Annotated in this window: 15 protein-coding genes and 2 pseudogenes; 11 read left to right on the top strand and 6 right to left on the bottom strand. The window is 40.1% G+C overall.

Annotated features, from left to right (window positions below; translation table 11 throughout):
• Positions 1-11: 11 nt before the first annotated feature.
• The 4 genes from J4N40_RS09750 to metA form a co-directional block, all read right to left on the bottom strand.
• Positions 12-2,168: a GGDEF domain-containing phosphodiesterase gene (locus J4N40_RS09750; RefSeq protein WP_250654221.1), complete on the bottom strand. Its 2,157-nt coding sequence runs from the start codon at positions 2,166-2,168 to the stop codon at positions 12-14.
• A complete protein-coding gene (locus tag J4N40_RS09745; RefSeq protein WP_064368225.1) occupies positions 2,168-3,097 on the bottom strand; it encodes a phosphate/phosphite/phosphonate ABC transporter substrate-binding protein in 930 nt (309 codons plus the stop codon). Before J4N40_RS09745 ends, J4N40_RS09750 begins: the two co-directional genes overlap by 1 nt.
• Positions 3,098-3,364: 267 nt before the next feature.
• Positions 3,365-4,090: a type IV pilus biogenesis/stability protein PilW gene (gene pilW / locus J4N40_RS09740; protein WP_213910014.1), complete on the bottom strand. Its 726-nt coding sequence runs from the start codon at positions 4,088-4,090 to the stop codon at positions 3,365-3,367.
• Positions 4,091-4,269: 179 nt separating this feature from the next.
• On the bottom strand, positions 4,270-5,211 hold the full coding sequence (metA, locus tag J4N40_RS09735) for a homoserine O-acetyltransferase MetA (protein WP_005377792.1): 942 nt from the start codon (positions 5,209-5,211) through the stop codon (positions 4,270-4,272).
• A 340-nt stretch (positions 5,212-5,551) separates the two neighbouring features.
• Between metA and J4N40_RS09730 the strand changes: the two genes are divergently transcribed.
• From J4N40_RS09730 to J4N40_RS09720, 3 genes are all read left to right on the top strand, one after another.
• Positions 5,552-5,938, top strand: coding sequence for a DUF6559 family protein (locus J4N40_RS09730; protein WP_005377791.1), 387 nt, complete (start codon positions 5,552-5,554; stop codon positions 5,936-5,938).
• 102 nt (positions 5,939-6,040) lie between these two features.
• Complete coding sequence (locus J4N40_RS09725; protein ID WP_054574104.1) at positions 6,041-6,397, top strand: DMT family transporter; 357 nt, start codon at positions 6,041-6,043, stop codon at positions 6,395-6,397.
• Positions 6,398-6,817: 420 nt separating this feature from the next.
• Positions 6,818-7,768, top strand: a complete 951-nt coding sequence (locus tag J4N40_RS09720) for an LpxL/LpxP family Kdo(2)-lipid IV(A) lauroyl/palmitoleoyl acyltransferase (protein ID WP_170890598.1) — start codon at positions 6,818-6,820, stop codon at positions 7,766-7,768.
• Positions 7,769-7,838: 70 nt separating this feature from the next.
• Here the strand turns inward: J4N40_RS09720 and J4N40_RS09715 are convergent.
• A pseudogene (locus J4N40_RS09715) lies at positions 7,839-8,108 on the bottom strand (carboxypeptidase M32); the annotation flags it as partial.
• A gap of 166 nt (positions 8,109-8,274) precedes the next feature.
• Between J4N40_RS09715 and J4N40_RS09710 the strand changes: the two are divergent.
• The 8 genes from J4N40_RS09710 to J4N40_RS09675 all read left to right on the top strand — a co-directional run bounded on the left by J4N40_RS09710 (position 8,275) and on the right by J4N40_RS09675 (position 23,455).
• A complete protein-coding gene (locus J4N40_RS09710) occupies positions 8,275-10,599 on the top strand; it encodes a TOTE conflict system archaeo-eukaryotic primase domain-containing protein (RefSeq protein ID WP_213972322.1) in 2,325 nt (774 codons plus the stop codon).
• A gap of 358 nt (positions 10,600-10,957) precedes the next feature.
• Positions 10,958-14,659 (top strand): ATP-binding protein, encoded by a 3,702-nt coding sequence (locus tag J4N40_RS09705; protein WP_250654220.1) that lies wholly within the window; start codon positions 10,958-10,960, stop codon positions 14,657-14,659.
• Positions 14,660-14,661: 2 nt separating this feature from the next.
• Positions 14,662-15,294 carry a hypothetical protein gene (locus J4N40_RS09700; protein ID WP_050550470.1) on the top strand — a complete coding sequence of 211 codons (633 nt, stop codon included), beginning with the start codon at positions 14,662-14,664 and terminating at the stop codon, positions 15,292-15,294.
• The gene (locus J4N40_RS09695; RefSeq protein WP_029809413.1) at positions 15,294-16,535 is read left to right on the top strand and encodes a hypothetical protein; all 1,242 of its coding nucleotides are present in this window, start codon (positions 15,294-15,296) and stop codon (positions 16,533-16,535) included. Before J4N40_RS09700 ends, J4N40_RS09695 begins: the two co-directional genes overlap by 1 nt.
• On the top strand, positions 16,528-17,400 hold the full coding sequence (locus J4N40_RS09690; RefSeq protein WP_025499151.1) for a DUF7281 domain-containing protein: 873 nt from the start codon (positions 16,528-16,530) through the stop codon (positions 17,398-17,400). The genes J4N40_RS09695 and J4N40_RS09690 overlap by 8 nt, the downstream gene beginning before the upstream one ends.
• Complete coding sequence (locus tag J4N40_RS09685; protein ID WP_029809412.1) at positions 17,397-18,233, top strand: helix-turn-helix transcriptional regulator; 837 nt, start codon at positions 17,397-17,399, stop codon at positions 18,231-18,233. Before J4N40_RS09690 ends, J4N40_RS09685 begins: the two co-directional genes overlap by 4 nt.
• A 977-nt stretch (positions 18,234-19,210) precedes the next feature.
• On the top strand, positions 19,211-21,085 hold the full coding sequence (locus tag J4N40_RS09680) for a recombinase family protein (RefSeq protein ID WP_250654219.1): 1,875 nt from the start codon (positions 19,211-19,213) through the stop codon (positions 21,083-21,085).
• A 12-nt stretch (positions 21,086-21,097) separates the two neighbouring features.
• Positions 21,098-23,455: a DEAD/DEAH box helicase family protein gene (locus J4N40_RS09675; RefSeq protein ID WP_250654218.1), complete on the top strand. Its 2,358-nt coding sequence runs from the start codon at positions 21,098-21,100 to the stop codon at positions 23,453-23,455.
• Positions 23,456-23,534: 79 nt separating this feature from the next.
• Here J4N40_RS09675 and J4N40_RS09670 read toward each other — a convergent pair.
• Positions 23,535-24,459, bottom strand: a pseudogene (locus J4N40_RS09670) (IS5 family transposase).
• Positions 24,460-25,318: the final 859 nt, after the last annotated feature.

Genomic DNA, 25,318 nt, shown 5'->3' with positions numbered 1-25,318 from the left:
AAAACGGCGTTCTAAGCAAAGTGATTGACGCTTTGAGCGCCACTCCCTCGTTGGTATTCAAATGCAATCAATTCCTCAGCAGGTACAGGCCTACCTAAGAAAAAGCCTTGTACGACGTCACAGTGGAGAGACTCCATTCGTGTGAGTTGAGTTTGAGTTTCTACGCCTTCGGCTACTACTTTCATTCTTAGGTTGTGAGCCATGGATACAATCGCGCGAACTAATGAATCGTCTTGATCGCTTTTTCGGATTTGAGCGATAAATGAACGATCAATCTTGAGCCCGTCAAAAGCCATATGTTGTAGGTAGGCAAGGGCTGAATACCCCGTACCAAAGTCATCTAGCCAAACTTCCACTCCGATACTTTGTAGTTTTTTAAGCACATATTGAGCTTTCTCTGTATCATCAATAAAAAGTGACTCTGTCACTTCAACATGAATGGTTTGAGGGGCGACATTATGTCGTCGTAAATACTTAGAAAATAATTGACTTAAATCTTGGCGATAGATTTGTCTTGGGGACAAGTTTAATGCGATGTGAAAATCAGTACCGAAATGTTCTGCCCACATTGCCCGCTGAGCAACTGCCGTCTCAATGATATGTTCTCCAAGCTCCAATATTAAATCACTTTGTTCTGCGATCGGGATAAACGATTCTGGACTGATATAACCTTTCTCGGGATGATTCCACCTAACCAATGCTTCGACCCCAATTAGGCGATAAGTTTTTAGATCAAATTGTGGTTGATACCACAGCTCGAATTGAGACAAATCACGTACTGAACGACGCAGTTCTCGTTCTATGTATAAACGTTGTTTAATCGTTTCATCAAACGTGGAATCGTATATCGTCATAATGTCTTTACCGCGTCTTTTAGATTCCTGCGCCGCAAGAGAGGAAAGCTGTAAAAGAGACTCAGCGTTTGAACCAAATTCTGGATACACAGCAATTCCGAGGCTTGCCGTAATTTGAATATCGTTCTCTTCCAAACTAAAGGGAGAGAGTAGTTGGCGATGAATAGCGTGCGCTTTTTCTCTAGCTTCATGATTGTCCGAGCACGGAAAGGCCAGTACAAATTCGTCCGCACCAACTCGACTTACGATGGTAGAAAGGCGGTAAAGCGGCTTAAAATAACTCGGCAAACGGCCTTGAAGCTCTGAAGCAAGATGGCCTAGCAATTTATCCCCAATGTTATGTCCGTAGTTATCGTTAATGTGCTTAAAGTCATCCAAGTCAATAAACACAACCGCAAGTGAGGGGGATTTGTGGTCAGTTATTTGCGTTTGAATATCAATGAGTAACTTTTCTCGGTTTGGCAGGGAAGTCAGAATATCGTGGTACGCCATGAACTCAACTCGGCTGGTGTATCGGTTCACTTTGTTTGACATTTTGTTGTACGCCGAAATAAGTTCTCCCACTTCATCTTTGCTTTGTATGTCGGTGACTGGCAGCGCTTGGGTATTTGACTCTGAAAATTGATCTTTTAGTTGCTTGAGTGGCTTAGTTAACGACCGCCCCAAAGCATAAGCGATGATGCTACCGAATAGAACGGATATCCCACTGATCGTTAGCAGCAAGTTAAACATCTTCTGTTTATCGTTTGAGGTAATCGCTTGGACTTGTTCAATGTTCTGTTCTTTCTCTTCCAGTAGATGTATCAAGTTAAGCTCAAGATATACCGCCCCAAGAGTAATGTTTGATTGCTGAATCGGCGCTGCGATCTCCAACTGATGCTTGGAAAAGGAAACGAGAGTTCTGGATTCTTCTATTGCTTTCAAAATAAAAGGAGAGCGGTCATGAGGTTGGGCAAACATCCTTAGCTGAGTAGTGCCGTCGTGAAAGATTAGCCCTTCATTGTCAACAACATGTATTTTCGAGACATCTGGCTGGCTCAATGTTGCCTTAATTTGCTCATACGCTTGACTGATATTGTCTGTATAGAGTGGATCAAAAAGCTGTTTTGATAATAGCTCTGCATAAACCAACCCTTTTTGCTTAACGTAAGATTCTGTTTTTTCTTGAGAGTTGTTCGTGATTTGTTGAGTTAAGCTATTTGAATACGCATCGTAACCGTGCATGTATAACGCAAGATTTATCACCACAACAAACAAGACAACGAACATTGTCGAGCAAATGTATTTGGTTTCGAGTGAGAGCTTTTGAAACATCAATCCACCTTCGGTAACAAGTGAACTGACTTGCGCACTGTACTTAAGGAGGCTCGCATTTCTGGAGTAAGCGCGCTGAATTTTTTGGTGTTCTGAAACTTTTTAAGTGCGAGAGAGCCTTCGTGAGTTGTATCCATATCAAGCAGTATTGACGTGATTTTACGCTGTTGCTCTAGGCTCATGCTTGGAGAAGCGAGAATTAAATCCCTGGGTATTTCAACAGAACGAGAAAAAATCGCTAGTTTGTCTTTCATGTTCTCTGGCAAATCTTTGGGATTGTTCCAGTTGAAGTTACTGAATGCTCCTGCTGCAACTCTCTGTTTATATACCCATACAGATAGGTTGATTTCATTTGACTGAGCGAGTTGCTCATCAAGGAATAAATAACCAATGCTGTCTTTGGCCGGTTTGTCATCAGGAGAGGGAAGGTATTGCAGTTTTTCTCCGTGATTCAGCAATGTAATCGCAGGTAGGTAATAGCTGCTGGTAGACGTGCGCTTTTCGAAAACAAGCGTTTTTCCGCGCAGGTCAGAAAATGACTCAATGCCACTCTCTTTATTAGTAAAGAACACCGTATGATATTTTTGCAGGCCTTTTTTCCATCGTATAGCAAGGATTTGGCTATTAGACTCCTTTTCTAAGGTCATCGCATTAAAGGGGGTCGCCGTTGCAATTTGAACGGTGCCATTTTCAAGCGCAACCGCGAGCTGACGATAATTTTTAAATACCTTTACCGCCCCTTTTGCGTAACCATATTCAGCCATATTTTCAGTTACATACTGGGTAAGGGGCGTCGCTTTTTTGATTTTGCTTTGGGCTTTATTCGACACAATGCCAAACGTGAATGTTTTCTCAATATTATCTTGTGCACTGACGACAAAAGGTGAACTCAGCAAAGTGAGTAATAACAGAGTGCAGGCAGGTTTCATCCGGCTTCAACTTCCTTCTGGTGCATGTCAGTAATATTTAGTATTTATCAATGTGCCGAAATCAATCTTAAAAACAGTATGATGTACAAATTTCGTTGTGTGCGCACTTTTTATAATGTGGCTTGGTCACTTATTCCGTTCAAATAGTACCGAATTTGACGTTTATGTACAGGATGAATGTATCACCGTGAGTCTGAATTCACCGGATTCTTGGTCAAGCGCAGTATTGGCTGTGAGCTAATGCGCCTTATGTATCGCTATTTTGTACTAAGAAAATTTTTCCAACTGTTTTTGATACTTTTTCTCGAGAGCTTCATTGCCTGCTGCACGTTCAACTTGAATCATGAGTTGCAAAGAGGGCTTCTTCACGCCATACATTTGATTGAATCTCATTAATCGAATTCTAGCTTCAGTATAATCACCGCTATCAATTTCTATTTTAGCGAGTTGCAAAATCGATTTTGGTCTATGGGGGTCATGATCGATAGCTCTAGTAAAGTAGTATCTCGCTTTGTCTTTATCTTGTGATTTTAGCGCACAAAAAGCTGCATTCTCATAGCTCGCTGGAATAAGGTAGTAATAAGGCTGCTCAATGGCTCGATTAAACATCTGATCGGCTTTTTCGAAGTCACCTCGCTTGCAAAGAAAAGTACCGTAGTTATTGAGCACATTTCCGTTTTTAGTGTGTTGGCGTAGAGAGCGTTTATACATCTGTTCGGCTTTAATATCTTCACCAACCGTTTCGTAGTAGTGAGCCATAGATAATTGCGCGCGATAGTATTGAGGTGCGTGGTTTAAGGCTTGTTGTAAGTTATCATGCGCGCGAATCATGTTACCGCCGTCTAAATAACCTAAGCCAAGTGCGATACGTGATTCTGCCATTGCCACAGGATCGGCTTTAACGACAGGGCTTCCATCTTCTTTCACCGTCACGCAACCCACGAGTGCAAACTGAGACAATAATATTAGTGCACCGAGCTTTGCTGTTTTCATTCTTTATCCCTACATCCCTGAATCTTTCTGCATGATATGAATTACTTAGCAAAAACCTATTGAGGAAAAAACACTATGCGATCAGGTTTGCAAACTGTTATGAAAAAGCCGCCATATGGCGGCTTGGTTCACATATTACATTTCGGTAATGATGAGTGCTTTGTTTGCTTATTTTGAAGCTAATCGTCTTTAGTGAAAGCATCTTCACTGAAGTGATCGAGGTCGTACGGTGTTTGCTGATAAACACAGTAGTTCAGCCAGTTTAAAAAGAGGAGGTGTCCATGGCTTCTCCAGCTTGCAATTGGTGGGTTATCTGGGTTGTTGTTTGGGTAATAGTTGACAGGAATAGCGGGCTCCATACCTTCGCTTAAATCTCGGATATATTCATTATGTAAGGTGTGAGAATCATACTCAGGGTGTCCTGTGACAAAGACATTGCGTTTGTCTTTTGTGGTGGCTAAGTACACACCTGCGACATCCGATGTCGCTAAAATGTCTAAGTCAGTATGCTCTTCTAGAAAGTGAGGCGAAAAATCTGCGTAACGCGAGTGAGGAGCCAAAAACGTGTCATCAAATCCACGTAAGATAGGGTGAAATTGATGATGGATTTGGTGATGATACACGCCTGAAAGTTTTTCTTTACGCGTTTTTTTAGGTAGATCGTAGAGTAGCTTTAGTCCCGCTTGCGCAGCCCAGCAAACATAAAGAGTGGATGTCACATGATCTTTTGCCCACTCCATGATGGTTTTGAGATGATCCCAATAAATGACATCTTCAAATTGTACCAAACCTAATGGAGCCCCAGTAATGATCATGCCATCGAAGTTTTTATCTCGCACCATTTCAAATTGGCGATAAAACGTGTCTAAATGTTCAGTTGGCGTATTTTTACTCGGGCGGTTATCAATGCGCAGTAATTCGACGTTAACCTGTAGTGGGCTGTTTGAGAGTAGACGCAGAAACTGAGTTTCAGTCTCTATTTTTTTTGGCATCAGATTAAGGATCAGCACTCTTAAAGGACGTATTTCCTGACTCGCTGCACGCGTTTCACTCATCACGAAGATGTTTTCTGTCCTTAATACATCGGTAGCTGGTAATTGATCTGGAATTCTAATTGGCACGACTTTCTCTCCCTAAGTATAGTCAATCTAGACGTCTATACTTCTAAAGCTAACTTAATTAAGTTTAGATGTCGATACGAAATCCGACTTTTCAATCTACTCTTTACATTATGGTAAACCGTACTCGGGGTTGTCACACAATTGTGACTAAAGCAGAGTTTCTGATGAGATAGGTTTGAAACGCAGTGTGTACTATTTGCTGGTAATTATGCGATCACGTTAATATGTGAAGGTGACTTCGTAGTAAGGAAGTCTCAAATTAATGAGCCATACTAAAAACAATCAGCTCACCATTTTGCATTAATGTGCATATTTGGAAACATCGTCAGTGGAGGACATTATGTTCGGTATTTTCAAGAGAAAGACAAAGATTCAGAGCATAGCTCAAGAAGTTCCTTGCGTGCTACTGCATTCGTTTGGTGATAAAGACATTTATACGCCGGAAGAGATTGATCAAGCTCTTCAAAAGCTGGGTTATGATAAGAGCAAGGATATCAGTCATTATCAGTATGCGTATGGAATGTTTGCCGATGAAGCCTCTTACGAGCTCCTAGAACTAACGGATGAGCTAGGTAATTATGGTCATTTCCAACGTGAAGTAGGTAAGATGCTACTCAATACACCTGAGCCGATTGATATGCATATCTACTTTGAAATTTCTCGTCAGCACCAAAACGTCAGCCTTTCACCTGGTCATCAAAAAGTAAGCGAAAGTGATGGTGTGTAAACATCGTTAGTGGTATTCCATCGTGAGATGAGTTGGGTATAATGCGCGGCCTAATTATCCGGACATGTTGTCGGTTACATTTCTGTTGAGCGTTAATGCCTTATGTTCAAAATGCTTGTCTCTATGCCACCAACGTTGGCGCTGTCGATAGCGATTGTATGTGAAGTGATTGCCACTTCTTATATTCCCAAAACAGAGCAATTTACGAAAGTAATGCCGAGCACAGTCGTTTTGATTGGTTACGGCATCGCTTTCTTCTTGCTTTCCGTCACAGTGCAAACAATGCCTGTCGGGGTTGTTTATGCCATATGGAGTGGTGCTGGGATCGTTTTGGTTGCGACGGTTGGTTACTTTGTTTACGGACAGCGTCTAGACTTACCAGCCCTAGTTGGTATTGGGTTTATCATCGCTGGTGTGTTGATCGTAAATTTATTATCCAAAACAGTAGGGCACGAATAACGCCACTCTACTTGTTAAGTGAATAAGAAGCCGCAGCGAGAAATTGCTGCGGCTTTTTAGTGCAAATTCAATCGCTAATGGCGAGTATTGATATGACGTCTTATTGTTGTATTCATAACGGTCGCATTATGTGATTGAAAAATAGACATTATTTAGCGCATTGAAAATACAAAGTTATGTTTCTTCAAACTTTAGGAAAGGGCAGTAGATAAATCACTCCGATAGATGTTAACGTGGCGACTCATCTTTACTGCTTTTTCATTCCCTACATATTTCTGCAAAGTTCTTATTGTGTAGTGTGTCGAAGAACCATAGAATCCGCGCGCTTTAATTTATGTTATTAGCGTTATCAATGATAAAAGTGCAGTCCATTATCATTGTTTTTATCACTTATAGATGGGCACATCTGACAATACTTACATGAACAAATACAAAAAGCCTGCATTCAAGGCCGAATTTCTTTTGCCTCGTTACTGGGGAACGTTAATTATCATTAGCGTGATGTACTTACTTAGCCTCCTTCCTTTTAAAGTTCAACTAGCTTTGGGACGCAACATTGGTCGTTTAGCTATGCGAATCATGAGAAAACGTCAAGTTACGATCAGACGCAATCTTGAGCTTTGCTTCCCTCATATGGGAAAATGCCAACGCGAAGCAATTCTAAAAGACAACATCGACAATACTGGCATCGCACTTTTTGAGACCGCAATGGCATGGTTTTGGTCAGATAAACGGGTAAACAAACACGTCACGATAAAAGGCATGGAGCATCTAGAGGCTTTAGAGAAGTCAGGCAAAGGTGCATTAATGTTGGCCGTACACTCAATGAATCTAGAGTTAGGTGCTCGAGCTTTTGGCATTAAAAAGTCTGGAACCGGTGTTTATCGCCCAAACAATAATCCGTGTTTTGATTATTTTCAGTATAAAGGACGCTCTCGCTCTAATCGTACACTGATTGATCGTAAAAACGTCAAAGCCATGCTTGAAGCACTTAAAACGGGTGAGCGAGTTTGGTATGCACCGGACCACGATTATGGTAACCGACGCTCGACATTTGCACCGTTATTTGCCGTTAAAAATGCTTGTACTACGACAGGTACAAGTTTGTTGGTTGATTCTACAGATTGCGCCATTGTGCCTTTTACGATGGTAAGAGGAAAAGACGGACACTATACCCTAACCATTAGTGCGCCCGTCGAAGGTTTCCCGAAAGAGGATCATCAACGCGCCGCCGCATTCGTGAATCAAATAGTTGAAACATCAATCATGGCAAGTCCGAGCCAGTATATGTGGCTTCATCGTCGGTTTAAAACTAGACCAGAGGGTGAGGACTGTTTGTACAAGCCTAGGCTCATCCCTAGCTTGGCATAACACATAGAGAGCCTACAAAAAGCCCAAGGAACATACGAACCTTGGGCTTTTACTTTCTATTCTTTTCGCTTTATAAGTAGCGATCTTTTAGGTGAGCTTGAAAGTGTTTAGCATTCAGTGTTTCACCCGTGGCTTGTTTTACCAACTCATCAGTGGTGAATAAGCTACCTTTACTCCAGATGTTTTCCGAGAGCCAATTGAATATCGGAGCTAAGTCGCCAGAACGAATAACCGCATCTACATCGACGGTTTGTTTCATTGCTGCCATAAATTGTGCAGCGTACATCGCACCGAGCGTGTAGGACGGGAAATAGCCAAAACTTCCGTCTGTCTGGCGAACGCTGATACTTGATTTTAGAGGGTTTTATCATATATTGATAAGGAATTCTATATGCAGTAGGTGTAAGGAGAATAGTGGTTCGGCAATAGTATGAATTTTTCGTGTTACCCTATAGTTAGGTTTCACTTGATAGCATATTCAAGCGAATCGGTTAAGGCAGTAATTCATGGAAGAACTCAGTGCAATAGAGCATAAAATCTCAGAGCTTAAATTAGAGTTAGCACAACTTGAAAGCAAGAAGCTGAAGTTGTTAGCTACAAAAGGAACAGTGTCTTCTGCATGTAACAATGTAATGCCGCCTGAGCAAAAGGTCGAACTATTTCAGCGTTATTTCCGAGGAAACACAAACTGCTATGCTGTTCGCTGGCAAAATAAGCAAGGAAGATCTGGGTACTCGATCGCCTGTCACAACGAGTGGCAACAGGGCTTATGCAATAAACCCAAAATTAAATGTTTGGAGTGTCCTAACCAATCATTCAAGCTTCTCGACAAGAATGCTGTCTATGATCACCTATCAGGAAAGTCTGTGGTTGGTATTTATCCAATGGATTCTGAAGATCAGTGTTGGTTCCTGGCTGTAGATTTTGACAAGAAGGATTGGCAGGCGGCATCACTGGCTTATGCTGAAGCCTGTAAACGTAATGGCATAGATTTTTTACTTGAGCGTTCTCGTTCAGGAAATGGGGCGCATGTTTGGATCTTTTTTGAGCAGAAAATTGATGCTGCCATTGCCAGAAAACTAGGTTTTCTGTTGCTTGACCAAGCAATGCAAATTCACGGGACATTGTCTTTTGAATCTTATGACCGTTTGTTTCCCAATCAGGACTATTTACCTGCAGTCGGTATCGGGAACTTGATTGCGTTACCTTTGCAGAAATCCTCAAGATCGCAAGGGAACACAGAATTTGTTGATACGACATTTACTGCGTATAAAGATCAATGGCAGGTACTTGCCTCAACTAAAAAATTGGCTGCTACTTACAATTTCAAGGAAGCACCTAATAGAGAAACACCTTCTTTGGCACCATGGGAAAGGAATCTACCAGAAATCGCATCTATTTCAGGATGCCCACAATGTATTGAGGTAGTTTTAGCGAATAGGATTTATATTCCGATTGAGTCAATGCCAAACGCTTTGGTCGCTAGATTAAAGAAATTAGCCTCATTTTCAAATCCCAAATTCTTCAAAGCGCAGGGACTACGTCTGTCAACAAACGGAATACCCAGATACATATCATTGGCTGAAATTGATAGCGGATACCTCGTGTTACCAAGAGGGTGTATTGATGATGTGTGTGAGTTACTAGAACAGTCGAATATTAAATTGCTTCTTGTCGATAAGAGAAGGACAGGAGTGTCTCTTAAAGATATAAGTTTTAACGGTGAATTGCGGATAGAGCAGAAGAAAGCAGTGGATGCGGTTTTTAAATTTGATATCGGTGTTTTACATGCGCCCACGGCATTTGGAAAGACGGTTACAGCAATAGGCCTGTTATGTAAACGAAAGGTCAATACCTTAATTCTTGTTCACAATAAGCAACTCGTAGACCAATGGCAGGAAAGGCTGAAGGCATTTACGACGAATGTTGAGATAGGAGTGATCACAGGATCCAAGAAAAAGCCAACGAAGTCTGTTGACGTCGCAACCTATCAAACCTTGCTTAACCGAAGCGATAATACGGTCAATCCTGTTGTCCATGAATACGGGCAGATAATCATCGACGAATGCCATCACCTGTCAGCGCCACAGTATGAAAAATTATTAGGAGAGGTTCACGCAAAATACGTACTTGGTATTAGTGCGACTCTGGAACGTAGAGACGGTCACCAGCCAATTATTTTCATGCAGGCGGGGAGGGTAAGGCATACGATTTCTTCGTCCAGTTCAGTGAAGTTTATTCAGTCCCTTCAAAAGAAGGAGGTTCTTTTCGAACCACCGCTTCAACTGGCAGCTCAAGATCCTCGGCCACATATCGCTGATGTGTATAGGTGGTTGATCGAGCATGAAAAGAGAAATCAGCTAATCATCAGTGACATTGAAGCCGAAGTGAAACAAGAGCGTGTTCCTATCGTTCTTACGGAACGCCGAGAGCATACGAAATTGCTGAGTGAAATGCTAACCCAGAGAGCTATTCAGAACGAGGTGCTTGTTGGTGCAATGAAAAAGAAAGATCGAGACGAGGTTAATGAAAAGCTGGCAACGACCCAAGTGTTGGTAGCGACTGGACGTTTTATTGGTGAAGGATTTGACCTACCTCGACTTGATACCTTAGTCCTGGCTTTGCCTGTATCCTGGAAAGGAGCGCTTGTTCAGTATGTCGGAAGGATACAGCGAGAGTATGACGGTAAGACGGAAATTCGTGTTATTGATTATGTGGATATGAAAATCCCAATGTTGGCAAGAATGTATACCAAGCGCAATCGTGGATACAAGGCGTTGGGTTTCGATGAAGGTGTGTTTGATTTACAAGAGAAACTGTTTACTGAGTAAAGCACAGTTATTTTTAGGTTTATTACGGTTAGGTGGGAGTATTTGATCTGGGAAGTTTGAGTTTAAAAACCATCAGGGAAGTAAAAAATAATTCAAAGCCTATAGAAATATAAATCAGTTAGGAGAGCAGGGACATTTTCTATTGCTTCAACTCTGGGGAAACTCCGATTAAGAAAGCCGATCATCGTGATCGGTTTTTCTATTTTCAACTTTAGAGAAATAAACAAACTCTTTTTCAAGAATTCAGTATATGGCGTAGCATTGTTGTAGGCTAATCACTGTACAAAATAACACCTATAAATATACATCGACTCAATGTACATTGTATTGGTGTATATTTGATCAGTTGGGTTTCAAAATGGAAAGCGGGCTTCAGAAGATCTACCTTCATCACAGTTACTTTAAAGGAAAATTTACAGAAGTAGAGTGTGTTGGGCATACCAATAACATGGGAACGAATGGTGCTGGTAAATCGACCATGCTTAGCCTTATTCCTTTCTTCTATGGTAAAGAACCGAGTTCACTGGTAAACCGAGCTGGTGAGAAAAAAGCATTTGCTGATTTCTTATTACCATCAGTACGTTCCATGCTGATTTTTGAGTATCAGCGTTTGGGTGAACTCAAGTGTGTTGTCATGTACAAGTCGAAGAAATCGGTAGCTTATCGGTTTGTTGACTGCGGTGCTGAAGGAGGCTTGTTTCAACAACATCTTATGGATCAGTTAGCTAGCACTAACGATGTGCATGACTGGTTGAGACACGTCGTGTCTAAACATTTCTATGTAAGCAATCAGATTGGAAGCTCAATTGATTATCGAGCAGTTCTATTAAATGATAAAAAGCGCCTGCAAAAGAAACGTAAATCCCACCAATCTTTATCCTCAACGGCTTACCAGTTTTCACTTTGTTCAAATGATACTCAGATGCAGCATATCGATTCTTTGACAGCAGTAATGTTGAGACACGATAAACTACTCGCTCAATTTAAAACTATGGTGGTAGACAGCTTTTTATCTGACCAGATAGATATCGGAGATGCGCCTTTCCACAAAGACGATGCGGAGTATATCAACAGCCTTAATGTATTGGTTGAGATTGAAAAGCATAGTACTACGTTTAATGGTGCTTTGGATAAAGATGTAGAGCTAAAAGAACAATGGTCTTTACTTCTCGCCTATAAAAAACAGCTAGACCAGGCAGCTTCTGAAGTGGAATCAAACTTGATGACTACAGAATCTTTAATAACAGACTTGAAGATTCAAACAGGTGATCTGGAAGATGACTATAAAAGTAAAACAGCCGCATTAAGAGAACGTTATAACAACGAATCCAACGCCCTAGTGAGCAAGAGTAGCCTAATTCAGACGATATATGATGAAAGAGAGCGATGGGATGGAAAGGAGAACATTACAACCAAGATATCCCAGTACGAACAGTTGTCTGACTATGAAGAAAAAATGAACTGCGACAACGAACACTATAAGAGCTTATTAGAAGCAGTATCACAGCAGGCGGATGTTCACCAAAAAAAAGTTGATCAACTGGAAACTGATACAACGAACAAGTTAAGTAAGGCAAAGGACGAGTTATCTACATTAGAAAAATCAATGTATGAGCATTTGAGGCTTTCTCAGCAAAAACAAAATGATCGATCTGACGAAATGCATGTTCAAATTCGAGAATTTTTGAAAAACCGAGCTTCAGAAAAACAACGCATTAATGATGACATTCAAGCGCTCTATGATGATAAAACAAAAGCTTCCTCGTATTCTGAAGACGAGAGCAAAGACATTCATTCATATGAAAACCAAATTACTGAAATTGAAGAACAATTAGCAAAGAAAGTTACAGAGATATCGGAGAAACGAGAAGAACTTGATAGTGATATAAAGCTTCGAGACGGCAAATTAGATGAATTGCAATTCAAAAAGGATGCATTGGCTAAGGCCGAAGTAGAAAGAGAGAAAATCACTAGGCAGTTAAATCCTGAACCTGATAGTTTGCATGAATTTTTGAATGATACGAAAGACTCTTGGAGAAACACTATAGGGAAAGTGATTCGACCTGAGCTTCTTAGCCAGAAAAACTTAAATCCTCAATTACTTGATGGTAACGGTTCGCAAGCTTTGTATGGACTCGAAATAAACCTCAATCTTGTTGAACCGAACGAGTTTACTAAGTCTGAGAATCAGTTAAAGCAACAAAGAGACGTCCTCAAAAAAGATATTTTTAACTATGAAGAAGATGTCACGCGTATAAAAACAGAACTCGGAAAACTCAACAATCAGGTTTCTCAGTCTAAAACGGAGCTATCTCAACTACGAAGAGAAGAGGAAAGTTTAAAGGTTGAAAGGAAAGAGATAGGTCTATCAATAAACTCGAGAAAAATTGAAATACAGAAGACCATCAATTACAGAGTTGGGGAAATTGATAAACGTATTCAGCAGAGTAAATTAGAGCTAAAAGCTTACGACCATGAAACGGATGGTGGTGCCGAAAAGTTAGAAGAAGCTACTAGACAAGAGATACTTACTTTAAAAGCCAACGCTTCAGTGGAAGAAGCAGCAATTCAAGAGCAAATTGATCTGAAGGGTCAACTGATTAAAGAGATAATAGATACTGCGGATAATCAACGCAAAGAGTTTGAGAAAACCTTTGAGGCGATATTGAAAAACAGAGGTATCGATCCTTTGACTGAGCAAATTGCTAAAGAAAGATCGGCCAAGTCTAAGAGTGAGTATGAACTGATAAAAAGCTACGCACAGTTAATCAACGACTATCGTAGCTGGGAAAAATCGCTGTGGGTGCATATAGATAAGTATGAAAAAGAGGCAACTGAGCTTTCAGCATCAGTTGATCATCTATCTAGTCAGCTTGAAGAAAAAAAGAAAAAGCACCAAGAGCGGTTGAAAGAACTAGAGGTCAAGACTAGAGAACAGAAGGCAAAGCTAGAGCGGTTAGATAAGGAGCAGAAAAGCGTAAATCACGCTTATGAAGATGTTAATGATGCGCTTGAGAAAGTTCCTACTACACATGAATCAACCGAAATAAGAGACAATTTATCTTTAGAGCTGCTACTTGAACGACTAACAAAGAATATTAATAGGATTAAAGTATTACGCCGAAGCATCGCTGATGCAGTAAAGAAAGTGGGGGAAGTTTTAACAAGTATAGGTTCAAAGAATAAAATTTATGTTCTGTGGGAAAACATGGAACAAGACAGGAGTCAGCGTTCTATCCATGCTAGTTATACGGAAGATTTCTTTATTGAAGGTATCGATGATGTAAGACGTTTATTAGAGGTAGCCATCCCCGACATCAGGGAAGTTACCCTAGAGTCACTCAAAACGGTAGGTGAACGGTATGTGCGTTTCTACCATTCATTGGACACATTAAATAGAAAAGTGAGATCAATTTCTTCAACACTTGGTGAAGAGATAAATACAACAAATCACTTTGAAGCACTAAGTGACATTAACGTCGAGTTGGTATCAAAAGTCGATGAGTTTGATATATGGAAAGATTTAAAGGCGTTTAGCGAAGTCTGGTCTAAGTGGGTGGAGAGCGGTCGGAATGTACTTCCTAGCAAAGAATTTGTCACGATATTCCAAAGTACGACAGACTCTTTGCGTAGTTGTCAGATAAGTAGTGATATTGAGTCTTTAGTCGATATTGATATATCGATGAGAGAAAATGGTCGATCTGTAAACATAAGAACCGATGCAGACCTTAAAGGGCTTAGTAGTGAAGGTATCTCTACTCTGGCAGTGATTGTTGTATTCTGCGGCATGACTCGTTATTTATGTAAAGACAGTAATGTAAGGATACATTGGCCATTAGATGAACTTGGTAAAATTTCAGATGAAAATGTGATGATTCTATTCGAGCTGATGGATGAACATAACATCTCGCTGTTTTGTGCTCAGCCTAACCCATCTCCTGTATTACTCCGCTACTTTAACACCAAGAATTATGTGGACAAAAACCTAGGTATTAAACGTTATGTTTCAGTAAAAGGTGATAAGAAAAATCCTTTATTACCTGAAGAAGAGGATAAGTAATCATGAGCACCAGATTTGAAATTACGGTTGAATATCTACTTGATGAAAAAGTGATATGTGAAGTTTCTTATCCCGAAGCTTTTCGATTTCTCCAAGACTCTATAAATTGTTCCGACGTTAATGCATTTCTGCATCGAATTTCCAGACAAGTTGGAAAGACTAATGACAGTAAAGGCTACTATTGCTCATATGAGACATTAGAAGATCCAAAGAGGCGAAAAAGAGCGACTAAACAGTTCTCCCATATGCTAGTCGATCTAGAACCATTGCTTGATTGGCTTAGATTAGTGAGAAATGTAGACGCGGAATCTCGTCCAATAGAAGCGGGTGCAAGAATTTCAGAGTCAGAGTTACTATCGGCAATAGAAGAGTCTTCCTCTATGTCTGAATTGTTGAGTCAGATCGCTTCTAAATTTAGAAAAGTTTCAAGATCTCTTGAAACAAAAACTAAGCTGAGGTCTGTTCTGACTTACTTATCTGACAATGGATATCTACTGTCGGTTGGTAGTTCTGGTGCTGTGTATATAGCGACAGCCAAATGGTCTTTATTATTTGATCAATTAGAATTCATTCACTCATTTGAAGGCTACGAGTTACCAGATGATGAACCAGAATCTCAGCAGGAGCTGTTCTGATGGGACGTAAAGAAGATTCAAAATCAGCGATTCGTGCTCTAAGCAAGCATATCGAGGTAGTTGATGAAAGTTGCTATGTCACTGCTGGTCAAATTGATGACACACCTGAAAATGAATCTGCAATAACAGCCTTAGAAAAAAATCGATTAGCTTATTATGTCGACGACAACCTTGGTGTACAGGTTCACAGCAAAGTTAGGAGTCTGTTGGATCATGTTACTAGCAGATATAGATTCAGAGAAAAAGTAGGAGCATATTCAAGCCTTATTGAGGATTTAGAATTTAGTATAGAGAGCTATAAGAAATCGAAGATCAGGACACATACTTCTCACGAGCAATACTTTGATGAAATCAGAGAGATAGTCATGGAAATAATGGACATGCTTACAGATGCCTTAAGTATGTATCACCATATTGTTTCTGATGAATTTAGCGTCGTATCTGATATTGATGAACGTATAAGACAGACAACCCGCTGTAAAGATGAATGCTTTAAGCTCAGAACGACAATCAGCCACTTAAGTGTAGTAAAGATAAGAGAATGGGTTGGAACTGATTTACTGCTTGAACGACTACTAATGAAAGTCTTTAAAGCTCATCTTGATCGTAGTTTGAAAGACCTGGCAGCTACCAATCGCAAACTAAATAGTATGGTGGAGAAACTACAAAGAGACAAAGCAGTTCGTCGGTTAAACATGCTGATTGACATCTTCTCGAACAAGTTCAAAGAGCAACCTGGTTATCGACCCGATATATCAGGGATCATGGAGCTGCCTACTTGCGCCTCTCTTGCCGAAAGGCAACGTTTAGGGGGATATGTTGATACCAGTAGTGCAAGAGATGAAGAACTCCTCATGGATATTGCGCTGGATACTTTGGAAAAAGTTCAGCTAGAGCCAAATACTGAGCAACCAGAAGAAAATAATGAGGAAATCGCCGATGCAAGAGGAGAGACTCTGGAAAATGTTCTCGATCCTTTAACAGAAAATGTAGAGCTACTATTTCAGGCTATTACCGATGCATCCTACAAAGAAGATATTTCAGCAATGAATGCTTATGGAGTCCTCGGTGTTGAAGCTTTGCCCGAAGATTGGATGATTATGGTGATGAGCTATTATGAAGCACAGAAAAAATCTATTTCCAGATACGTAGTAGTCGAAGAGGTCAGAGATATTGTCCAGCCTTTTGACGGTACTTTGTATATCAAGGATATAATTTTCAGGAAAGGTAATCGTGAATAAAAAGGTTCTTAAACTTGCACTCCAAATAGTTAAGTCATCGAAAAGACAGCTTCCAGACAAACCTACTTATAGACATATTTGTGATGAAGTAGGTATAGGTGATTATCGGAGTGGCAAAATTCATTTAAGTTCGCATGAGTTGAGAAAACTGGAAACCTTTCTTGATGAAATGTTTGGTAAATCAGTAATGGATTTATCTCTTGAATTTCATAACCGCATGGATGCATCAAAAACAGTACCTAATGAAAAGTGGGCAAGAGGAGACGTATTTAAATCAATGATAAATATGTCGAGTCTTACTTCATCGATTCCGTTGATAGGTAATGAGGAAGTATCAACACCAGTTGGTACGGTAGTATCGGTAAGAAAAGGTCATTTGGATGTCGAACGTATAAAGCAGTTGATAATCTTAGAAAACGGAGAAGCCTTGGTTTACTGGGAGGAAGTCATTGACCGTATACCTTCTGAATATGAGGAGGCGGTAATGATCTATAAAGGGCATGGTGATAACCAGTCAGTTGTAATGGAAGTGATAGGTAGCATAAGCAGCTCAGCAAAAGTTGCTGTTTTCTTTGACTACGATGCAGCAGGTTTCGATATGGCTTTAAAAGTAGCAGAGGTAAGACCTGTCGATCTAATAGTACCGACAAGCTTATCTCCAGAAATACTAAAATTGAGTAAGCTTGATGAATTCTACAAGCAGCAGCCTCAGCTATTAAGGCGACTAAAGGATCCGCGCACGCCAGAGGTAGTTAGAGAGCACTTGATAAAAATTGAATCGGAATATTTGGCAATTACACAAGAGCACCTAGTTGTTCATAAAGCGCAATTGAAAGTGATCGAGAATCTGGAGATTAAGCAATGATTGGTGGTGGTCTCAGTACAAAAGAAGCTCGTTTTAGAGTTATCGAATTACTGGCTTATTGGGAAGGTGTGGTCAATGCATCTAAGCTAGCTGTGTTGTTTCAGGTAACAGTAAACAACATTACTAAGAGCTTAGCTGAATATCGAAAAGAATACCCAGACTCACTTTTTTACAATAAGAGTGCGAAAAGATTCGAACCAACTAGTGAGTTTCATCTTCACTACACTGACGGCTCATGGGAGGAGTATACAGCGTTCCTGAGGTTAAATAACGTGAGCTATTCTTCAACGCTATGGGGTGAAAATACCATTGATTTTGGACCTGCTATTTCGAGTTATGTTGCCCCGAAAGTGAGTCGTATTCTGACACAAGCAATAGCAAAAAAGCTTTCTATTCAAGTGACTTACCACTCCCTTAATCATCCAGAAGGAATGAAAAGAACATTACACCCAATAGGTCTGGCAAACAGTGGACTCAGATGGCATTGCCGAGCTTACGATGATTACAGAAAAGAATTTAGAGATTTCAATGTAAGCCGTATGAAGGATGTAGTTATTGTTGGCAATTCGCCTTGGACTGCTAAAGATGATGATTGCTGGATGCAGACAGTTACATTGAGAATTTCACCTCAACCAGCGCTTACAGATGAGCAGAAACGTGTAATCATGATGGATAAAGGGGAAGGAGACTTCTATGAGGTAACTATACGAGCTGCTATGGCGGAGTACTACTTACAATTTCACCTTATTGATAAACATGAACGACCAGATGAACCTACAGTTCGGCCGTTATACCTTGAGAACTTAAATGAAGTTAGTAAGTGGTTGTTCTAACCTAATTGAACAAATAGCAGCACTTGTGCTGCTCTAAATCTAGTTTGACGCTACGCTTGTTTACTTTAAAGGCAATGACTTTTAAAGTGTCCTGCATATTTCGGAGCATTCCGAACAGTCGTTTCCGCTGTGTTTCAAGCAAGTTTTCGACTGGTAGATGGCCTTCATGTCCGTCGCGACCGCCTTGTAGTCTTTCTACTGCACATATTTCATCGAGTTTGCACTATATGGATGTGAAGTAGAGCTGACTTTAAGTGTTAGGGAAAGCGTGTTTATGGCGTTAGTAAATACTTTTGACCCATCGACACGGGCGATGAGAATGTCTTTTCTACTTACATTTTGCATTAAATTACGGGCAGTAACGATGTATTGGTAGTCTTTCGAGCAAAACAATCTACCTCTTATTTTTGATTAGGACCCACGTGTTAAAGTTCTGAGGAAATCGCTTCGAAGTAGCTGGTATATTATAGCTACGCTGTGTATGAAGCCCATGAGATGGCATAACTGAACTTCAGCGCCAGTCTTGCAGATCAGGAGTTACCCTTGATGGTGTTATTGGCCAATGATGAAAACGTGGCTGATCAATCGTTGTGGATTTGTTTAATAAAAGTATTGACAGTCCTATTTATATAAGATAATTTCTAATGGCTTCCCGAGATGCCTCTCAGAAAGCTCTGAATAATATAATAAAAGTCATAATAATAAAAAAAGATAATAACGATAAAAACTACAGGCAAAACAAGCCAAACCGTTATTACATTACGACTCAATATATTTTTTGGAGGACCCATGAGAGAGTCAAACGTCATATTTTTAGTTCTAGAAGTTATAGTAAGTTTGCGAATCGATCGAGCTTGTTTAAATGCTCAATTATTTGAATTATCACTTCGAACCAGCATTAATTTAACTTTAAGCACCCCTGTCTACTTGTTTCAGCATCCCTTCGTTCTAACCAAGACGAATATGGAGGCTGTATAATGTTTAGACCTAGTCCAAATCCAGAAGTCTACTCTTACAGACGCTTTTCAAACATTGAGCAAGAAAAGGGTACCTCGTTGGCGCGTCAGGATAAATATGCCTACGAAATTGCTGAAAAATACGGCTTAACAGTTAATGAGGATCTTATTCTAACTGATAAAGGGTTGTCTGCATTTCATGCTGAGCACAAAACAAAAGGTGCATTCGGAGTATTTTTAAGTCTAGTCAAGTCTAATCACATCAAACCAGGTTCATTTTTAATTATCGAATCTTTAGACAGGATGAGCCGAGAGCAGGTTATACAAGCTCAGTCAACTCTTAATGAACTGGTGATGGCTGGCATCACCGTGATAACAGCAAGAGGGGATAAAGTCTTTAATCGTAAAACATTCAGTGCTGATCCAGTTGGAACAATGTTGTATGCCATTATTGAAATGCAACGCTCTCATGAAGAGTCATTGCGTAAACAAGGCTTTAGCATAGACTTCATTCACGAACAGGTAGCAAACTTCCGTAAGGGTGAGATAGCTGATGTGTCAGGAAGTCTACCATTTTGGTTATCCCGTAAGCCAAAGTCACACCCAAAGGAAAAAGCGGGCTTTGAACTTAATGAGCACCAATCGACAGCACTATTGATTGTGGAACTCTACTTAAAAGAGAACATGGGCTTAAACTCTATTAGTCGAGAGCTAGGAACTCGAGGCATCAAATCTCCAACGGGAAGGGATGTTTGGGGTGTTTCGACTATTACTAGTATTTTAGCGAACCCTTCACTATGTGGTAGAAAAGTATTTGAGATTAAGTATTTGAAAGAAGGGGAAACAGTTAAAGAGAAGTTCGAGCTTGATAACTATTATCCCCAACTTATTTCAGAAGAAGAATTTGAAACAATTCAGGCAGTTAAAAAGCGAAAGCATCAAGCTATGAGTGGTGATAAATCCGTTTCTCAAAAAAATGCGATTGTGTATTTATTGACCGATTATGGTAAGAAGTCTATTTGTGCTAAGTGTGGTAAGAGTATTGGTTCGCAACCTCAAAGGCAAAAGTATCGCATCAGAAGGCGATTACATTGTAGTACTCAAAAAGAAACTAAAACCTGTTGCAAAAGTATCATCCAAGATTACCTAGAAGATGCCTTCTTGATGTCAGTCTCCCGTCATATTGACTACGACTTGATAAATCAAGATGTGGATAGCAACACCAAACTAAGCATTGATGAGAAAATCAAAGAGATTGACCAGAAAATGGATAACATCTTAGATACTTTAACTATTATTTCAGATGGTGAGAAAAGGGCTTCAGAGAAGGCGAAATACCAAGTCTTGCAAAATAAAAAAGAAGAACTGAAAAAGCAATCAAGTGAGTATGAAACATACACAATCAGTGCTGACTCGATCAAAGAGTTTATTAGTAAAGTACAAGCTGCTCGTAATTACCGTAATCGAGAAGCTCGCCTGCTAGTAAAAGATGTATTGGTCAAAGCAATTAAGAAGTTATCAGTACATATGGAACCAAAACCACTTTCCTATTACGGCTACGGAAACATTCATGGCAATGCTTTAGTAAACGTGATCGATGTTGAATTTTACTCGAGTCGTAATCTCTCGATATTTGTTACTAGTGAGAAAGACGCAGGCGAATTGCTGTTTACTCGGATTGATGATGATTTTGCTAATGATGCGCGAGGCAGTTACACAGAAGAACAACTTGCATACTGGAACCAGCATGGTTTCGAGGCGTTGCTTGAAAAGTTAGCTATGGATGATTCCAAAAGTGACAGCAGTGCTCCTGATAATGTGTGGTTAGGCTATGACATAGCGAGTGCTTTATCTCAAATAGTAGTTGATGAGCTTGTTGAAGAGCAAATAATATAAGGTAAGTAGTATATGGTGACGTCTTTCCCACCATTTTTTAAGCAATGTTTGAATGTATGCGCAACAGAAGTCATCATTGTAATCGGGGAGCATATCCCCGATTTTTTACAAAGTAGTGCTAGGCGAGTTGTCCTATCTGAGCTGAAGGACCTTGTTGCTTCTGTTCGTTATCATCAAGAGGGATACCGACAAGGCTATGAAAGATGGTTAAGTTCAATTTGTATTACGTGCCAATTATCTAGCCTAGTTATTGAGAAAATATCGCACTACTTTAAATGTGATCTTCTAGATGGTAATGGTAACATCATTATTTCTAAAAGTGCTTCTCGAACACTACATCTTCTAAAGGGTTACAATGTCACCTTTGACATCAACCTTTTTAGTCTCGCAAAAGCACAATATTTAGGCAGTGATATTAAACAAGATCAGGTAGATATTGACGATAAAATTAGACTGTTTCACGAAGAAGTAAATAGTATTAGTCATTTGAGCAAGAGAAAATTTTCCTCTTTGATGAAGAAGTCTAACAAGGCGTACCTAGACAGTGTGATTGATGCATCATTAGACTTCGAACCATCGAAACATGGAATTAGAACCTATTATGACAAGCGATTTTCAGGCTTTTACTTGGGGAGTTTTATTACTCATCCGCTAAAGTTTGAATACCATCTGTATGATGGAAAAAGCAACACCCGCAAGCCGTTTCCTATGCCTGATATAACTCTATTGAAGGCAGGGACAGGGACGGGAAAAACAGAACTTGCTATCCAAATTCTACATTCGTTTCATCGTCAAAAAAAACGTACAGTCTTGATTTCTAACCTAAAATCTGTCATTGGTTCATTTAAACATCGAGTAGAAGATAGTGTTGCTAATCATTTGTTAGAGCAAGATACTACTGGCCCTGATGAACGAATAAAACAACTTAGTTTAGTTACCTCAGACGCACCATTAATTGCTTTGGAAACGTCGAATCACGTTGTGTCCACTTTAAAATCGATAACGAAACAAGTTATACAACATCGTATAAAATATGCAGACTTAGTTATTATTGATGAGGCAGAAAAAGTACTTGAAGCAGTGTATGCAACTGGGGAGAAGTACCTGACAAAAGCAGAAAAAGATACGATAAAAAACCTGCTCAGCGTGATTTTCTCTGGTCAGCAAAAGGTTATTTTGATGGATGCTGATTTGACCGACCATTTGACGACAACTGTTGTGAAAAAAGACTGTGGAGATAGACGGGTAGTCGCGGGTATCTTACCTCCAACAGCCGTGTGTGATAACGTTAGTAAAACAAATATTCAGGCAAAAATAGGGGAGTGGGGTCGGTATCAAGAGCATTTGCTTTCGAATGGCTTAAAGCCGAATACCAAAAACTTCATTGTGTGTGATAGCAAAAAGAGTATTGAGTCGTGGCTTATTAGTAGTGGTTATTTCATTTTTAATGGACAGAGAAAGGTCGCTGACTTTAAAGCAGCAATTGAAAATAAGATCTTAGCAATAGTGAAAGGAGATGATGATAAAAACTACCTTTTAGAGGAGCAAGATGCGTTTTTGAATGATCCGTCTAATGAAATTCAAAAATACGATACTGTTATTGTCAGTCCAATTCTGAAAGAAGGTTTTGATATAAATACTAAACATGCTGAAATAGTGACGGTGTTCGCTTCAGGGGTATTAACGCCCAAAGAGTTGATTCAGTTTGCTTCCCGACTCAGAACCGCAAAAAGAATGATATTCGGGTTACTTCAACCACCACCATTTCATTCAATTAGTTTTTATCGTCACGCTTATACCGAAGATGAACGTTTTGAGGCACGTTTAGCGAAACATCGACAGATACTTCTGGATAATTTGCATTATGCTCTCTATGAAACATTGCGGCGAAGTGGTTTTAAGATTGATGATAGTGATGAAGTATTACCCAAAGGCGATGTTGAATACACCTATAACCTTTCCCTAAAGCATGACTTTGATGCGACAGTCAAATCGATGCTCAGAGGTGAAGCTGATATTAGTATGCATAGCCAAGATGCTCGTAAACAAGCAGAGGCAGTAGAGGTACTAAGAAGAATATTACATCTAGCTAGTTTCTCTTTTGAGCCTACTAAAATACCAATTAAGTCAACAGGAAAACTGGAAGTAAGCATTGAATCAATTTTTTATGAACTGCTTGATAATTCATCTGTTGTTAATTATATCTTGCCTAAATCGCTAAAAATCACGACAGCATGGAAGAAATTTGGGATGCGTGGTATGGCAGCAAAGGTAAATAAACTGTTTCGTTTATTGGGGTTTGACGTACAAAGAACAAATAAAGGCAAAATGGTGAATGTTATTAAACGTGAAGAGGGAAGTGGAACCTAGACCTTTGGACACTTGAGTTGAGTGGTGTTGTTGACCAATTTAGCCTTGGATATGCGTGAAGCCATTAACCTGCGGTATATTAGCTCAGTCTCTGACGAACAGGCATACCAAGCACAGTGAGTTTGTTCAACCCCTTAAAGTTAACCAAAATTTCACCTAGTTGGCCATTGTCTTTTCTCAGCGTCACTTTCCCACTGAGCAGTTGCTTGTAACGATACATCGCAGTCCCAACTAGTGAGCGTTGGTGGTAACGGCTGTCCATTTTCCATTGTTCTAGTTGGTCTGACTGCTGGGCAATAACATATTCGTTTCTTGGGTGTTCGTCATCCCAGAGGGCAACAATCTTTCGAGGAGGGAGCACCGCATTCGCTCCCTTTTTGCCTATCACTTCATAGCAACCTCGTGTGTCATAGGCTCCATCTGTCTATACTTGTTCTATTTTATTGTGTAAAGGATTCAAGAGACCAGGCTGTACCTAGCTATTATGGACGCTATCTAGAGAAACTACGGAAGAGATGATGTCGTGGCTATCTGCGTCAAAGTGGACTTTGCGCCATCCGCGTCGGCCTTCACTGCCATACTTACGAACCATCCATTCTCCTTCACCAAAAATTTTAACACCAGTTGCGTCAATGAGCAGGTGTGCCACTGGACCTTTAGGAGTTTGGCAATATTCACATCGACTGTTCGTGTTCGCTTGCGTACGTTGGTGTAATTTGGCGAATGTAAGTCTACATGCAGCAGACCAAACAGCGAATCAATGCTTCCGCGGAATAACTGAACTCATTAAAGCCCAGTAAAGCGCGGAGTGGCAGGTTGAAAAGCCCTGCCAGCATCGGGGCAGTATCTATTCCTCTGTGTCCAGACGGAGAATCACAGTACCAATTGGCGATAGCATCGTCGTCCATCCAAAACGTCAGCGAACTTCAGTTTATGAGCGCTTGGTTGGATTCTTTCCAGTTGGTGATTTTTTCTCTTCGATTTCCCCATCTGTTTTTTCCTATACTCTGGTATCAAGGGATCAGAACGCTGGTTTACGGAAAGGTTCCATCGGTTTAGATCAAGCTCTTTAAGGTATGCCCGAAAATTGGATGTCAGTTCTTTCTCTGATAATCTTCATGTGTCCTACTTGATTGATAGTGCGTATCAAATGTGTGCATTAACCTTGTTTTACATATATATAGTGATTAATGCACACAGCTTTATTACTGGCTTAATAGAATAGCAGTATGCGTTAGCATACTGCTTTTACTACTTAACGGCTTTGATATGATGGACACTGCTTCCTTCTGGTGTCGTTGTAACAAACTTATGGTGGAGCCAGTGATAACAGAAGTAACAATTATTTCTATAGAAGTTACCGTGGTTCGATATTGCTAAAAACCTGTTCCAAGTATCTATGTTAGGAACTAACTGCCAAATCCTGTCTAAGCGCCAAGTTAAGAGACAAACTTTCTGATAATGTCTTTTAACTACAAGAGATAACTGTTTTTGCTATGGAGTCGTACAGGAGCTACTTGCGGAGTATTTTCTAGACTGGGAAAGAGGACATTCTCGAATTTTAGCGTTAGGTCGCCACAAGTTGTGCGGCTCCAAATAATTGAAGATGCTGTATGGTTATCATAAGCGTTCGATATTAGAGACGATACAGTAGTTAGGTGGGAAAGTAAGCCTAAGAAATTACAACCAATAGGTGAATGAGACTTACACTATGATAAGGATAGAAAAGCTTTTGGTGTTAGATGTGCCTGAAACTCAGTATATTAATTAAGGATTAGTCACGATGTGTGGGAGCATTTCTTCTTTATGAATGAAGTAAAGCCGACTAAATAATCTGAAGGTAAGATTGATATTTTTGTTGGC

Source organism: Vibrio sp. SCSIO 43097, assembly GCF_023650755.1.
Lineage (GTDB): Bacteria > Pseudomonadota > Gammaproteobacteria > Enterobacterales > Vibrionaceae > Vibrio > Vibrio alginolyticus.
The sequence above is the reverse complement of the archived record's forward strand: the minus strand, read 5'-3'. Positions and strand labels throughout refer to the sequence as shown.